Source organism: Thermohalobacter berrensis (assembly GCF_003609645.1).
Taxonomy (GTDB): Bacteria; Bacillota; Clostridia; order Tissierellales; family Thermohalobacteraceae; genus Thermohalobacter; species Thermohalobacter berrensis.
The window spans coordinates 122,554-137,319 of record NZ_MCIB01000034.1 but is presented as its reverse complement, the minus strand read 5'-3'; the positions used below and the strand labels follow the sequence as shown (position 1 = coordinate 137,319).

Here is a 14,766-nt window from a genome sequence, read left to right as displayed (position 1 = left end):
AGTTATATTAAATTAGCTAGTCTTATCTCTATTTATTTTCTGAATATGAAGTGTTATATAACCAAGCTCATTTTCAGGAAATTCTTTACCAGTCTCTTCTTTTAAATATTTAGATATTTCTTGTGCACACTTAAATGATTCAACATATTTTTCCTTTATTACATTCAATACATCATCATCCATGTCATGAAAAGCCTCTCCATCTGTTAATCTTTGAAGGGCAAATTTCAAGTGAGTAACTAGGCGCTGATAAGATAAACTCTCTTCATCAATATTTACATTTAAGCAATCGTTTACAATTTCAACCATATCTTGTATCATAGAAGTAATATTCATAGTTTCATTAATTGTACCTGAATCTAAAGTAGCGGTATGAATATGAAGAGCAATATATCCTACTTCATCATCAGGAATTTCTACGTTTAACCTTTTCTTAATAAGATCTTTAGCCCAGAGACCTATCTCATATTCTTTTTTGTATAATACTTTTATTTCATTTAACAATTTATTAGTTATTTCGATATTCCTTTCTAATCGCTCAATTGCAAAGGAAAGATGGTCTGTCAAAGCTATATGAATATGTTCATTAAGCTTTGTATCTAACTTTTTTTGAGCATATTCTATAATTTCTTGTGCTACACTTATATGCTCTTCTGGTACAGTCTTTAACATTTCTTTAAATTGATTATATTCTTTTTTATCATCCATTATAAATACCTTTTCTATTTTTTTCTCTTCTACTTTTTGCCTTTTCTTTTTATTAAAACCTATTCCTAACCCCATTATAATTTTTTCTTCTCCTGCTTCTTCTACAACTACAGCGTTATTATTAAGTACCTTCTTAATCCTCAATAAAATTTCACCTCCTTATTTACATATCAAACTATTATATTCGTAAATTATTATTTTCATAAGAACAATTACTTTATCTACTGGCAACATATTTATAATATCATAACTAGAAGGATTTTTGGAAAAAAATAAGCCGAGGGTAAAATTCCCTCGACAATTATAGCTAAATTATAGGCTATTAAAAAGCAATAACTATTCCACCTTCTTCTGCATAAGCTGTACTAATACCTGCCATATCAACAATTACAATATCTTTAAAATTATACCTTTTTAAAACCTCTTTTTTTATTTTTTCAGCCTTTTCTAAACAATTGCAATGGGCTATTCCTAATATTTTGTCCTCTAATTTTTCCCCTTGTTCCCCAATTATTTGAACTAAGCGTTTAAAGGCTCTTTTAGAACCCCTTACCTTTTCAACTAGCTTTATTGTTCCTTCATCACTGCTCCCCATAATTGGCTTAATTGACAACATTGAAGCAATTTTCCCTTTTACTTTACTTAATCTACCGGCTTTCATTAGGTTATCAAGGGATTCTAATATAAAAAAGGTTTTCATTTCTTTTATATACTCACTAACTTTTTTAACTATTTCAGCATTTTCATAATTTTCTTTAGCTAACTCAAAGATTTTTAAACTTACCAACGTTTCTCCAACGGAAGCACTTAATGAATCAAATACATGTATAAACTTGTTTTCAAATTTTTCCTTATACATTTCTTTAGCCATTAAAGCATTATTGTAAGTACTACTTAAAGCTGAGGATAATGTAACAACAAATACACTTTCATCTCCTTTAAACTGTTCTATAAAATCTAAAGGCGATGGACTGGCGGTACGTGGAGAACTCTGACTTTTCTTCATATCTTGAATAAATTTATTAATATCTAGTTTTTCATTATCTTTATATATTTTTTCATCTAATTGTATAGTTAAAGGTACAATTTTAATATTAGTTTTTTCTTTAATTTCATCATTTAGGTCACAACCGCTATCAGCAACTATTTTAATTTTCATCATATTCTCCTTTCAACAAATCATATACTAAATTTTAATATACTTATATATTGTATGATATATGAACAGGAAAAATATTTCAACTATTCATTTTTTTTCGTAAAATCCCCATTTTAAAATTTCTAAACATTCATCAAAATCCTTTATAATGCTTTCCATATCATATAATATTTTATCTTCATTTCCAAAGTACTCTTTTAGATATTTATTAGTAATTCCATCTAAAGAAATCAATAATAATTCTATGGCTTTATCTATATTTATATTATTTCTAAATTTTTCTACATTTATGTCTTTTACCAAAATATCAATATTATTACTATATATTTTATGATATATCTGTTGAATTTCATTTTCTAAATCTTTTGGTGGTGATAAAAATGCTTTAGTTAAAAATTTATACATCTTAGGTTTTTGTGAAAATACTTTTATCTTAAACAATCCCCATTTTTTAAGTCTAATAAAAATATCATCTTCATGTGCTTCTTCAATAAAATTTTTAAATAATTTACTAAAATACTGCACAGCATAATTAATCATATACAGATATAGATTTTTTTTATTACCAAAATAATGAAATAATAATCCTTTTGATATACCTGCTTTTTCTACAATTTTATTAGTAGAAGTTTTCTTGTAACCATGGATTCCAAACTCTTCTATACATACTTTTACTATCTTTTCTTTTTTATCTTTGGGAAGTTTTTCAAAGGAACTATACAAATTCTCACCCTTCCCTTTAGTTATTTTCTTTCTTTATTTCTTCTACTTTTAGTCCTTCTTCTATATCTTTTTCAGGATAAACAATAACCTTTTCTCCCATTTTTAGGCCAGATATTATTTCTATTTCTTCGTCACCTTCTATACCAATTTCTACTTCCCTTAACTTTGCTTTTCCATTCTCAATAACAAAAACATAGTTAACTCCTTCATCTTCAAAAACTGCACTCTGGGGTAACAATAAAACATCTTCCTTTTTATTAATTAAAAAGTTTACATCTAGTTCATAGCCTACTCTAAGATCAGATATTTTGTCTTTTATTAATATATCAACCCTTACTCTTTTTTGCTCTATTCCTAGCTCAGACATTCTACTAAAGGCCTTTGGATAAATTTTTTCTACTGCTCCTTTTGCTTCAATTCCTAAATCATCACTTACTATAAGTACTTCTGTTCCTTCTGAAATATCTGCTATTTCATCAACTAGAACCTCTGCCTGAAGATATAAATTGTTTGTACTACCAACTTCTAAAAATCTAGTCCCTGGTTGCACAAAATCTCCTTCCTTCAAATAAACCTCAAGAATTTCTCCACTAATTGGTGATTTTACTAGATAATCTTCTTTCCTCTTTTTTAACATTTCAATATCATACTCTAATCCTTTTATTTGAGCAATATGCTGCTTTTTTATATTACTAGATACACCATTTCTCAATATTTCCAGTTCATTTTTTGCTATTTTTAATTCCTCTTCAAGTTGCTTTAATGCATTTACACTTGAAGAATATTCTTCATAACTTATTACATCATTTTCATAAAGTTTCTTATTATTTTCGGCTCTTCTTTTAGCTTCTTCTAATTTTATTTCTATAGACCTAACTTTAGCCTCTGCCTGATTAATTACTTCTTTTTTTGTAGGCTTTATTGTTTCTTTATAAGAAGCTTTTAATCCCTCTAACTTAGTCTTTGCCTTATCTATCTGTAAGCTTATTTCATCAGTATTTAATTCTATAAGAATATCTCCCTTTTTTACTTTTTCTCCTACTTCCTTATTAATATTTACTATCTCACCTCCAACTTTGGCTGTAATTATTCTATGTTCCCTAGGTTTTACAATAGCCGTTTCCTCAATATATTCGTAAATATTTCCTTTTTCAACTTCATAGACTTCTACTGCTACTGCACTAGTATAATTTTTATATATGAATGCTCCAACTCCCAATAAAACAAGTATTAGACCAATAGCAATATATTTTTTCATTTTAACTCTCCTTCCCAAATTAAATATTTAACTTTTCTACCTTCTATGTTATTCTACTTTTTAATGCCTCAATAAAATCTAACTTATTTATCTTTTTAAATGTAGCTAATTGTGCTAAAACTATAAAGAAAATTGTCAATAGGATTGTCTCTACATATGTTAATAATGAAGTTTTAATATACAATGTATAAATTTCAGTACTAAAATTTTTTTCTAAAAATACTATCATATACTTTCCTAATGGAATTCCTAAAAGTATTCCAAGTATGGTCATAAATATATTTTCTCTAGTTATCAAATTATAAATATCATTTTTTGAAAATCCCATTACCCTTAAGGAAGAAAACTCTAATCTTCTTTCTGATATTCCAAGTGAAGTAGAAGTATATATTATAGCAAATCCTAAAATTCCCCCAAACAACACAGTTATACTTATAGAATAAATTGTTAAATCTAAAAATTCGTTAAACACTTCTCTCATATCCTGCAAAGACTGAATAGAAGATATTTGTTTTGCATCATCAAGTTTTATTTTAACTCTATCATCTGAATCTAGGTATACACCTGTTATCATTTCTTCATCTGTTAATTTATCCCTCATATAATCTATATTCATATAACCATTTATTCCTAATGATTGTCTTACTATATCTTTTACTTCTATATATATATCTTCTTTTTCAGGTATAAAGTTTTCTATTTTTACCATGTCACCTACTTTAACGTCTAAATAGTTTGCTAACCCTTCTGAAAGTATAATTCCACTTGAAGGTAGGTTAATCTTTTGGTCTTTGATATTATTGAAATTATAAAAAGAGGTATTTTCCTTTAATCCTATAATATTTACTACCTTTTCTCTATGACCATTAGTAATCCTAAATGGATACTCTATTTTAGGTTCAATTTTTTCAACATCTACAATGTTTTTAATATCCGTTAATACCCTTTCATTTAATGGCTTTGTAAAGGTAATATTGTAATCCATAGTTTGAAACTCACCATAATGGTCATAAAAGATTGATACTATTGCATCCATTGAGTTTAATGGTAAAAAGATTACACTAAATGTTAAAGCTATCCCAAAACTTATAAAAATAAATCGCTTTTTGTTTCTAAAAATATTCCTAAAGACCATTTTCCAACTAAAGGATAATCTATCCCAAATAACTCCTATTTTCTCTAGAAAAATCCTGGTTCCAGATTTTGGTGGTTCAGGTCTCATTGACTCGGCTGGGACAATTTTTAAAATTTTTCTAGTTCCCCATAATCCAGCAGTCATGCAAAATAATACTGAAATGAAAATTGCAGATATCATATAAGAATAATAGAATTTTACTCTAAGCATTGGAATATTAAAAAATTGTATATACATTTTAGTCATATATCCAGATAAAAGTATACCTAAAGTTATTCCAAATATTGAACCTACAAGACCTATAAGGATTGAATATTTCATATAATGAAGTATGATATCACTATTTTTATAACCTAAAGCCTTTAAAACTCCTATAGAGGTTCTATCATTTTTAACCATCCTTGAAAGTATAACAGCAATTATTACTGCTGCAACAAATAAAAATACTAAAGGCACTGAACTTGATGTCTTTTTTAATCCTTCAATTTCTTCTGTTATCATACGATTGCTTAACTGTTCATCCTTTGTATATATTCTTTTTACTCCAAATTTATCTAATCTATTTTCAAGAATCTCCTTTACTTCTTCTACATCTGTTCCTTGATTAACCTTTACTACTACTTCATTGTAACTATTGGTAAATCCCATACTGTCCATTGCTAATTCTTCAGAAATATAAATAACTCCAAACTTATCTGGTTGAGGAAGAAGAGTCTGCTCGTTTTCCATTAAATAGACATATTCTGGACTAGCAACTATTCCCTTAATATTTAAGCTATATTGCTTTCCTCCCATTTGTGGAACTATATTATCTTCAATATTAAGTCCCCTTGCTTTTGTAAATTGTTCTAAAACTAATACATCTTTATTTTTATTTTCAATTCCCTGTCCTTCTATCATATATAAACTATTTACTTGATTATTTTCAGGAATAGAAATAACCCTTACTTTTACCTTTTCTCTCCCTTTATCTACTTTAAGTGGCACATCATATACTATTCTTCCTTCAGCCTTATTAATTTGTGGAAGTTTATTTAGTTTGTCAACCTCTTTTTTTGGTATCTTACTTACCTGAACAAAAATATCTGAAAAATTTGTTTTGTCATAATAATAATTAACAGTGCTTTTTAAGTTTATATGAGCCATATTCATAGAAGTATATATTAGTAGTCCAATTATAATTACAGCAGTTACTGCTATAAATTGTCCCTTAGAATTTTTTAGTAACCTAAATAACCTTAAATTTAATTTTTTCATTACCATTCAATCCTTTCAGGTGCTACAGGACTATCATTATGTTCAATTTTTATAATTTTTCCGCTTCGCATCCTTACTACCTTATCGGCCATATTGGCGATTGCTGCATTGTGTGTAATTACTACAACAGTTTTCCCGTACTGTTTATTTACCCTATTTAATAGGGATAAAATAGAAATACCTGTTTTATAGTCTAAAGCACCAGTAGGTTCATCACATAATAAAAGTAAAGGATTTTTTGCTACTGCTCTAGCTATAGCTACCCTCTGCTGTTCTCCACCACTCATTTGGGAAGGAAAATGATTTTTTCTATCTGAAAGTCCCACATCTTCTAAAACTTGATTAACATCTAAAGAATCTTTGCATATTTCTGTTGCAAGTTCAACATTTTCCTTTGCAGTGAGATTAGCCATAAGGTTGTAAAATTGAAATACAAAACCAATTTTCTCCCTTCGGTATTTTGTAAGTTTTTTATCATTAAACTTAGTTATTTCTAAATCCCTTAAAAAAACTTTTCCATTGTCTGGTGTATCCATTCCACCAATAATATTTAATAACGTACTCTTTCCAGAGCCACTTGGGCCTAGTATAACAACAAATTCCCCTTCTTGTATATCGAAAGAAACATCTTGTAGTGCTTTAACTTTTACTTCTCCCATTTGATATTCTTTACTTATATCCCGTATTTTCATTAAAGCATTATTCTGCAATTGGTCACCCCCTAATCACTAAAATCTTTGACTATTTGGTCATTTTATTTTAATTATACCCCTTTTTTGACCACATAGTCAATGGATGTACAATTTAATAATTTTACTTCTCACTTGTAATATCTATTACCACCTATTCGACCTATTCGACATTTTTCTTAAGTTATGCAAACTGGGACGGTTCTCTTTTTCACCATTTATTTCCATTTCTAAAAAACAGAACCGTCCCAGTTTTTCAGAAATATACCTTGAAAGATATTATATTTTAAAATAACATATAATTATAAAATTATAAGTTAAGAGGTGAAGCTATGGAAACTGTAGGGTTATTAAAGGTAAAATCCTATGATAAAAATTTAAAGAAAGAGATTCATAAATTAATAGATCTTATAGGTGGATTTGATTCCTTTGTTAAAACAGGCGATAAGGTTCTACTTAAACCAAATTTCATAACTGCTAGATCCCCTGAAAGACCAGTTACTACACATCCAGAATTCATTGCTACTATAGCTGAAATACTTTTAGATTATGGATGTTCAGTAGCTATCGGCGATAGTCCAGGACTAGGTAGTGCATTAACAGTGGCAAAAAAGTTGGGATTATATGAGAGATTAAAAGGATACGATATAAAGTTTATAAACTTTGAGAAGGCGGTATTGGCTGATATAAATAAGGGTAATTTAGAAAATCGAAAGTTTAAACAACTATATTTAGCGGAAGAATTAGGCAGTTATGATAAAATAATAAATCTTCCAAAGTTAAAATCTCATGCGCAAATGGGAATAACCCTTGCTACTAAAAATTTATTTGGCTGTGTTGTAGGAAAACAAAAGGGAAGATGGCACTTTGCCGCTGGTAAGGATTTAGTTACATTTGCAAGACTAATTATTGAAATAGCCTTAACTGTAGATGCATCACTACATATTCTTGATGGAATAATAGGTATGGATGGGAATGGCCCTACAAATGGAAGAGCAAGGAATACAAATGTAATATTGGCTAGTGATAACTGCTTAGCCCTTGATCGAGTAGTTGTAGAACTTATCAAAAGAAAACCTAAAGAGTTCCCATTGTTTAAGGCAGCAAAGGAAATGGGTATTTTGGGCCTTAATCTTTCAGAAATAAATGTTAAAGGTGATTCTATTCAAGACTGTAAGATATCTAATTTTAAAATTCCATCTTTACGGTCTGTAAATTTTGTAGGAAGTAAAAGGTTAAGTAATCTTATAGGAAATGCAATTAATCAGAAACTTATTATTGATAAAGAAAAATGTATTGATTGCCGTAAATGTGAAGAACAGTGTCCAGCTGAAGCTATCAGCTATAGTGAAGGAATAAATATATGTCACAACACATGTATCAAATGCTGTTGTTGTCAAGAAATATGTCCCGTTGGAGCACTATCTGTTAGTGAACCTTTCTTACTAAAGATTTTAAAAAGGTTTGGTTTTTAAATTTATTATTCTAATGTATTTAACATATAATTATAAGTAACTTTATATCCCTTTAATAACTTTTCTAACATTTCTTTTTCTTCAATATTTTCTGTAGTTTGTAATTTATCTTCAATATCTTTAATTTTTAGTTCGTATAGATTAATGTATTCTTCCATAATTTCCACTCCTTTATCCAGGAATATCTTACTATACAAAATAGGTCTTAAGTCCCATATATATTTTTCTATATAAATTAGTAAAATCCTCCAATTTTCCTTCAAAAAATAAAAGCAGTCGCATATGCGACTGCTAAATTATTAATTTTATTTATTTATAGCATCCTTTACATTCTCTACAAACAAATCTTGGTACTTAGGATTTTCCCCAAGTCCATGAAGGTATACATTTACTTTAAATCCTTCACTTTCAAGAATATTCTTCCAAGAATCTTCATCTTCTCCAGCCATATCATTCTTTGCATGGTCTCCTGAAACCAACATATAAGGCATGAGAGTTACTTCTTCTATTCTATTATCCTTTAATTTAGGTATTATATCTTCAATCTCTGGATATCCCTCTACAGTTCCTACATATACATTAAGCTTTTCATCAGATAACATACATTGTAAACATGAATAACAGGCATTAGCTGGATGATAGGTTCCATGCCCCATCAGTATTACAGCGCTTTTTTTATGTAATTTAGGTAATTGACTTTTTAAGGCATCTATAGCTCTTTTATAATCTTTAATATAGGTTAACACTGGCCTTCCCAATTTTAATTTATTAAACTTTCCTTTATATTTATTTACAATATCTTTTAACTTACCAAACTCTTTGCCTGGAATAATATGTAGTGGCTGAACTACAACTTCATTAAAGCCTTCCTCTTCTAATTTTACTAATGCATCTTCTGGGGAATCTATATTAATATTATCCCTCTTTTTTAGCTTTTTTATTATCATACCTGAAGTAAAAGCCCTTCTTACCTCATATTCTGGAAATGCATTATCAATTTTAACCTCTACTGCCTCTATACAGTTTTTCATTGTATCTTTATGACTTGTCCCAAAACTTACAACAAGTATTGCTTTTTTCATTTTATTATCTCCCTTCTAGTATTAATCCTTTATTTTTCATATGCTATTTTTAGTGCTTCATAACTAGCCTTTATTGTCTTTTCTATATCCTCATCTTTATGCTCAGTTGAAAGGAAAATTCCTTCAAATTGAGCTGGCGGCATTAAAACACCTCTTTGAAGCATTTCTCTAAAATAAATTCCATATTTTTTAGTATTACATCTAGACACATCATCGTAACTTTTAATTGGTCCTTCAGCAAAGAATAGACATAGCATTCCCTTTATTCTGTTAACCTCTGCATCTATATCAAGCTTATTAATATTTTCTTTAAAACCTTCCTCTAATCTCTTAGCTTTATTTTCTATTTCATCATAAATATGCTTATTTTCTTTTAATTTCATGATAGTTTTATATCCCATATACATAGCCAATGGGTTCCCTGATAAAGTTCCTGCTTGATATACATCACCAACCGGTGATACCATCTTCATTATTTCCCTTTTACCTCCATAGGCACCTACTGGCAAGCCTCCACCTATTATCTTCCCGAAGCAAGTCATATCAGGCTCTATTCCATATACTTCCTGTGCTCCTCCATAGGCAAGCCTAAAACCAGTTATAACCTCATCAAATATTAGTACTGTACCATAATCCTTAGTAATTTTCCTTAACCTTTCTAAGAATTCCTTTTTAGGAGGTACTACTCCCATATTCCCTGCTACAGGTTCAATTATTACTGCTGCAATTTCTTCTCCCTGTTCATTAAAAATATTTTCTACAGATTCTATATCATTATATGTACAAACAATAGTATCTTCTACAGTTCCCTTTGGTACCCCTGGACTTGTAGGTACACCATATGTTAAAGTTCCAGAACCTGATTTAACCAACAATGCATCAGAGTGACCATGATAACATCCTTCAAATTTTATTATTTTATTCCTTTTAGTATATGCCCTTGCAACTCTTAATGCACTCATGGTAGCCTCTGTACCTGAATTAACCATTCTTACCATATCTACAGAAGGATAAGCCTCTGTGATTAGTTTTGCCATTTTAACTTCTATCTCTGTTGGTATTCCATAACTAGTTCCTCTATTTAAAACCTCTTCTATTCCATCTAAAATTTCATCATTACTATGTCCTAAAATTAGTGGTCCCCAAGAACAAATATAGTCTATGTAGCTATTACCGTCTACATCATATACTTTACTGCCCTTTGCCTTTTCTATAAAGACCGGGTCTAATCCTACCGATTTAAATGCTCTTACTGGACTATTTACTCCCCCTGGAATATACTTTTTAGCTTCCTCATATAGTTTTTTTGATCTAATATGTTCCATTAAAAATCCCCCCTTAGTTTTTTCGCAACCTCTTTAGCAAAATAAGTTATAATTATATCTGCTCCTGCCCTTTTTATAGATAAAAGTGCTTCCATTATGGCTTCTTCAGATAATATTCCATTTTTAACTGCATTTACAAGCATGGAATATTCTCCACTCACATTATAAGCAGCAACTGGAATATTAAAATTATATTTTATTCTTCTTATTACATCTAGATATGGCAATGCAGGCTTTACCATTACTACATCTGCTCCTTCTTCTATGTCTAAATCCACTTCTCTAATAGCTTCTTCTCCATTAGCTGGGTCCATCTGATATGTTTTCCTATCACCAAAGGAAGGAGCTGAATCTGCTGCTTCTCTAAAGGGACCATAAAAGGATGATGCATATTTAGCACTATATGCCATAATTGGTATATGCTCATAGCCTTCTTTATCTAAACTTTCTCGTATATATCCTACCCTACCGTCCATCATATCTGAAGGTGCTACCATATGTGCTCCAGCTTCAGCATGGCTTACTGCTATTTTACCTAAGTATTTTAAGGTTTCGTCATTATCTATTCTTCCTTCAGAAGTTAAAATTCCACAATGTCCATGGTCTGTATATTGACACATACAAATGTCTGTTATTATGTATATATCATCAAAATTTTCTTTTATTTTCCTTATAGCTTTTTGAACTATTCCATCCTTGCTATAGGCTTCCTCCCCAAGATGATTTTTATTATTTGGAATTCCAAATAATAAAATATGTCTTATTCCTAAATTTCTTATTTCCTCTATTTCTTCTTTTAACCTATCCACTGATAAATGATAATTACCTGGAAGGGAATTTATTTCCTTTTTTACATTTTCACCTTCAACTACAAATAAAGGATATACTAAATCTTCTATATGAAGTTTTGTCTCACGAACTAGACTTCTAATCATTTTATTATTTCTTAGTCTTCTAGGTCTCTTTTTCATCCTTATCCCTCCTAATCCTTCAAAATACAATCTATAATACCATCGATCGTATATTCTTTAGCTTGCTTATAAACCTTTAATCCATAATCTTTAATAGTCTTTGAGGTTATTGGTCCTATGGAAATAAATTTTACATCCTTTATTTTTACTATATTATCTTTGCCAATTATGTCTATGAAATTTTTAACAGTAGATGAGCTTGTAAAGGTTATATAGTCAATTTTCCCTAAATCTAAAAGCTCTAACAATTCTTTTTTATCTCCATTTCCCAGTACTGTCTTATATGTTTTAATTTCTTTAACATGGCAAATCTTTTTAAGGGAGTCAACTAAGTAACTTCTCGCATCCTTTGATCGGGGAATTAGTACACTATCACCTGTCCTTATTACCTTTGCTAATTCTTTATATATTTCTTCTCCCACATATTTTTCAGGAATTATATCAGCTTTAACTCCCCATTTTATTAAAGACTTAGCTGTAGCAGGTCCTATTGCTACAATTTTACAGTGGCCAAGGCTTCTAGTATCAAACCCTAGATCAAAGAGTTTATTAAAAAATATCTTTACACCATTAACACTAGTAAAAATTATATAATTATACTTCCTAAGCTCATTTATAGCTTCCACAAATTCATTATTGGGTACTATCTCTTTTATCTTTATTGTTGGAAACTCTATAGGATTTCCGCCTAATTCATTTATCTTTTTTATAAGACTACTACTTTGAGCCCTTGCCCTAGTTACTACTATATTTTTACCAAAAAGGGGCTTTTTCTCATAAAAATTTAATTTTTCTCTTAACTTAACAACTTCCCCTACAACTATTAGAGCCGGAGGTTTTATGTTTTCTTTTTGGACTTTTTCATAAATATTCTCTAAATTACCAATAACAACTTTTTGATTGGGATTTGCAGCCCAATTTATTACTGCAACTGAAGTACATTTATCCTTTCCGTTCTCTATAAGCTTTTTTGTAATCTTCTTAAGATTTGACATTCCCATAAGAAAAACAAGGGTACCTTGAAGATTAGAAATAGCTTTCCAGTTTAGCTCTTTACTATCATCTTTTAAATGTCCTGTTATTACATGAAATGATGATGCATAATCCCTATGGGTTATAGGTATACCACTATATGCTAAACCTCCTATGGCAGAAGTAATTCCGGGAATTACTTCAAAATCTATACCTTTTTTATATAGAAATTCTCCTTCTTCACCACCTCTGCCAAAAACATAAGGGTCTCCACCCTTTAATCTTACAACTATTTTCCCTTCAATTGCTTTATCAGCTAGTAACTTGTTTATATTTTCCTGTTTCATTGTATGTTTATTAGCTTTCTTCCCTACATAGATTAATTCACAATCTTTTTCTAATTCCTTTAATAGTTTTTTATTAACTAATCTATCATATACTACTACATCTGCCTTCTGTAAAACTTTTAATCCCTTTAGTGTTATCAATTCAAAGTCTCCTGGACCTGCTCCTACAAGATAAACTTTTCCTTTCATTTATTTCAACTCCTTAAGTATTTTATCAGCTAGTTTATATCCAATTGTTTCTTCATCTCCAATTTTTCCTTCTATTTTTTCCCTTACTAACTTAGAACCATCTTCATCACCAAGTATTCCTTCTAAAATAATTCTATCTTCAATTACATTACACAAAGCTCCTATAGGAACATGGCAGCTTCCACCAACTCCTTTGAGGAAAGCCCTTTCAGCCTTTATTTGTATTTCCGTTTTCCTATCTGATATTTTCTTTAGCATTTTATCAAGCTTAAGTCTATCTTTACGTATTTGTAAAGCTAATGCTCCCTGTGCAGGGGCCGGTAGAACAATATCTGGAGAAAGATATGAGCTTATTTTATCTTCTAAGCCAATCCTCTTTAATCCAGCTGCAGCTAAAACTACTCCATGAAGATTTTCATTTTCTATCTTTTTTATCCTAGTATCTACATTTCCTCTTATTGAAACAACTTCTAAGTCAGGTCTATACTTTAATAACTGGTATTTTCTCCTTTTACTTCCTGTACCAATCCTTCCACCCTTAGGAATATCGTCTATATCCTTGTATCCATCTCTAAGTACTAGTACATCCCTATAATCTTCTCTTTTTGGTATGCCTGAAAATGTTAACCCTTCTGTCATTTCAGAGGGCATATCCTTCATACTGTGTACAGCCATATCTATTTTTCCTTCTAAAAGTTCTTTCTCTATCTCCTTTACAAAAAGTCCTTTGTCCCCAATTTTATCAAGGGAAACATTAACTATTTTATCTCCCTTTGTCTTTATTACTTTAACTTCAAATTCTACATCTTCAAATTTTTCCTTTAATATATCTATAACCCAATTTGTCTGTCTTAGGGCTAATTTACTTCCTCTAGAGCCTACTACAATCTTCATACTTTTCTCTCCTTTTTTTCAATTCTTCTAAGTCTAAATCTATTAACTCATTAAGTAATTTATTCTTTCTTTTTTCATCTTTGCACTTTTCTATTACTAATCTCCTTGTTTCCCCTAAGGTATTAACATAGTCATCATATTCATAAGGAAATATCTCTTCTATTTCTTTTCTTATTTTTCTTGCCAACAATGGACTTTTTCCTGAAGTAGATACTGAAACTATCAAATCTCCCTTTTTTATACTTGATGGTACAATAAAGTCGGATAATTGAATATCATCTGCAATATTACATAATATTTTATTCTCTTTACAAAACAAGGCTATTTTCTCATTAGTCTCCTTTGAAGAAGTAGCCGCAACAACCAAAAATGAGTTTTTAATATATTCAGGTGTATATTTATCTTTAATAATTTCAATTTTATCCTTTATCTTTTCAAATTTGTTAATAAAATTTATGCTAATTACCTTTACATCTGCCCCATATTTTAAGAAAGTTTTTACTTTTCTATAAGCAACCCTTCCTCCACCTACTACTGAAACTTTTTTATTTTTTACGTTAATCATCATAGGATAAAACATCT

At 29.7% G+C, this 14,766-nt stretch carries 14 protein-coding genes; 1 reads left to right on the top strand and 13 read right to left on the bottom strand.

Annotation, left to right across the window (positions count from 1 at the left end; genetic code table 11):
* Nucleotides 1–12 precede the first annotated feature (12 nt).
* The 6 genes from licT to BET03_RS10705 all read right to left on the bottom strand — a co-directional run bounded on the left by licT (nt 13) and on the right by BET03_RS10705 (nt 6,932).
* Nucleotides 13–852: a BglG family transcription antiterminator LicT gene (gene licT / locus BET03_RS10730; protein WP_183108835.1), complete on the bottom strand. Its 840-nt coding sequence runs from the start codon at nt 850–852 to the stop codon at nt 13–15.
* 178 nt (nt 853–1,030) lie between these two features.
* Nucleotides 1,031–1,867, bottom strand: coding sequence for a DegV family protein (locus BET03_RS10725; protein WP_120170173.1), 837 nt, complete (start codon nt 1,865–1,867; stop codon nt 1,031–1,033).
* Nucleotides 1,868–1,954: 87 nt separating this feature from the next.
* Complete coding sequence (locus tag BET03_RS10720) at nt 1,955–2,590, bottom strand: TetR/AcrR family transcriptional regulator (RefSeq protein WP_183108834.1); 636 nt, start codon at nt 2,588–2,590, stop codon at nt 1,955–1,957.
* 16 nt (nt 2,591–2,606) lie between these two features.
* Nucleotides 2,607–3,848: an efflux RND transporter periplasmic adaptor subunit gene (locus tag BET03_RS10715; RefSeq protein ID WP_120170169.1), complete on the bottom strand. Its 1,242-nt coding sequence runs from the start codon at nt 3,846–3,848 to the stop codon at nt 2,607–2,609.
* 43 nt (nt 3,849–3,891) lie between these two features.
* On the bottom strand, nt 3,892–6,240 hold the full coding sequence (locus BET03_RS10710; protein WP_120170167.1) for an ABC transporter permease: 2,349 nt from the start codon (nt 6,238–6,240) through the stop codon (nt 3,892–3,894).
* On the bottom strand, nt 6,240–6,932 hold the full coding sequence (locus BET03_RS10705; protein ID WP_120170187.1) for an ABC transporter ATP-binding protein: 693 nt from the start codon (nt 6,930–6,932) through the stop codon (nt 6,240–6,242). Before BET03_RS10705 ends, BET03_RS10710 begins: the two co-directional genes overlap by 1 nt.
* 329 nt (nt 6,933–7,261) lie before the next feature.
* Between BET03_RS10705 and BET03_RS10700 the strand changes: the two genes are divergently transcribed.
* Entirely contained in the window at nt 7,262–8,404 is a 1,143-nt protein-coding gene (locus BET03_RS10700) for a DUF362 domain-containing protein (RefSeq protein WP_120170165.1), read from the top strand.
* Between the two features lie 5 nt (nt 8,405–8,409).
* Here the strand turns inward: BET03_RS10700 and BET03_RS13700 are convergent, their stop codons facing one another.
* The 7 genes from BET03_RS13700 to BET03_RS10670 all read right to left on the bottom strand — a co-directional run bounded on the left by BET03_RS13700 (nt 8,410) and on the right by BET03_RS10670 (nt 14,764).
* Nucleotides 8,410–8,562, bottom strand: coding sequence for a hypothetical protein (locus BET03_RS13700; protein WP_183108833.1), 153 nt, complete (start codon nt 8,560–8,562; stop codon nt 8,410–8,412).
* Nucleotides 8,563–8,709: 147 nt separating this feature from the next.
* A complete protein-coding gene (locus tag BET03_RS10695; RefSeq protein ID WP_120170163.1) occupies nt 8,710–9,486 on the bottom strand; it encodes a sirohydrochlorin cobaltochelatase in 777 nt (258 codons plus the stop codon).
* A 29-nt stretch (nt 9,487–9,515) separates the two neighbouring features.
* Nucleotides 9,516–10,811, bottom strand: coding sequence for a glutamate-1-semialdehyde 2,1-aminomutase (hemL, locus tag BET03_RS10690; protein ID WP_120170161.1), 1,296 nt, complete (start codon nt 10,809–10,811; stop codon nt 9,516–9,518).
* Entirely contained in the window at nt 10,811–11,782 is a 972-nt protein-coding gene (gene hemB / locus BET03_RS10685) for a porphobilinogen synthase (RefSeq protein WP_120170159.1), read from the bottom strand. The genes hemL and hemB overlap by 1 nt, the downstream gene beginning before the upstream one ends.
* A gap of 11 nt (nt 11,783–11,793) precedes the next feature.
* A complete protein-coding gene (gene cobA / locus BET03_RS10680) occupies nt 11,794–13,290 on the bottom strand; it encodes a uroporphyrinogen-III C-methyltransferase (protein WP_120170157.1) in 1,497 nt (498 codons plus the stop codon).
* Nucleotides 13,291–14,184 (bottom strand): hydroxymethylbilane synthase, encoded by an 894-nt coding sequence (gene hemC / locus BET03_RS10675; protein WP_120170155.1) that lies wholly within the window; start codon nt 14,182–14,184, stop codon nt 13,291–13,293.
* Entirely contained in the window at nt 14,162–14,764 is a 603-nt protein-coding gene (locus BET03_RS10670) for a precorrin-2 dehydrogenase/sirohydrochlorin ferrochelatase family protein (protein WP_120170153.1), read from the bottom strand. Before BET03_RS10670 ends, hemC begins: the two co-directional genes overlap by 23 nt.
* Nucleotides 14,765–14,766 lie beyond the last annotated feature (2 nt).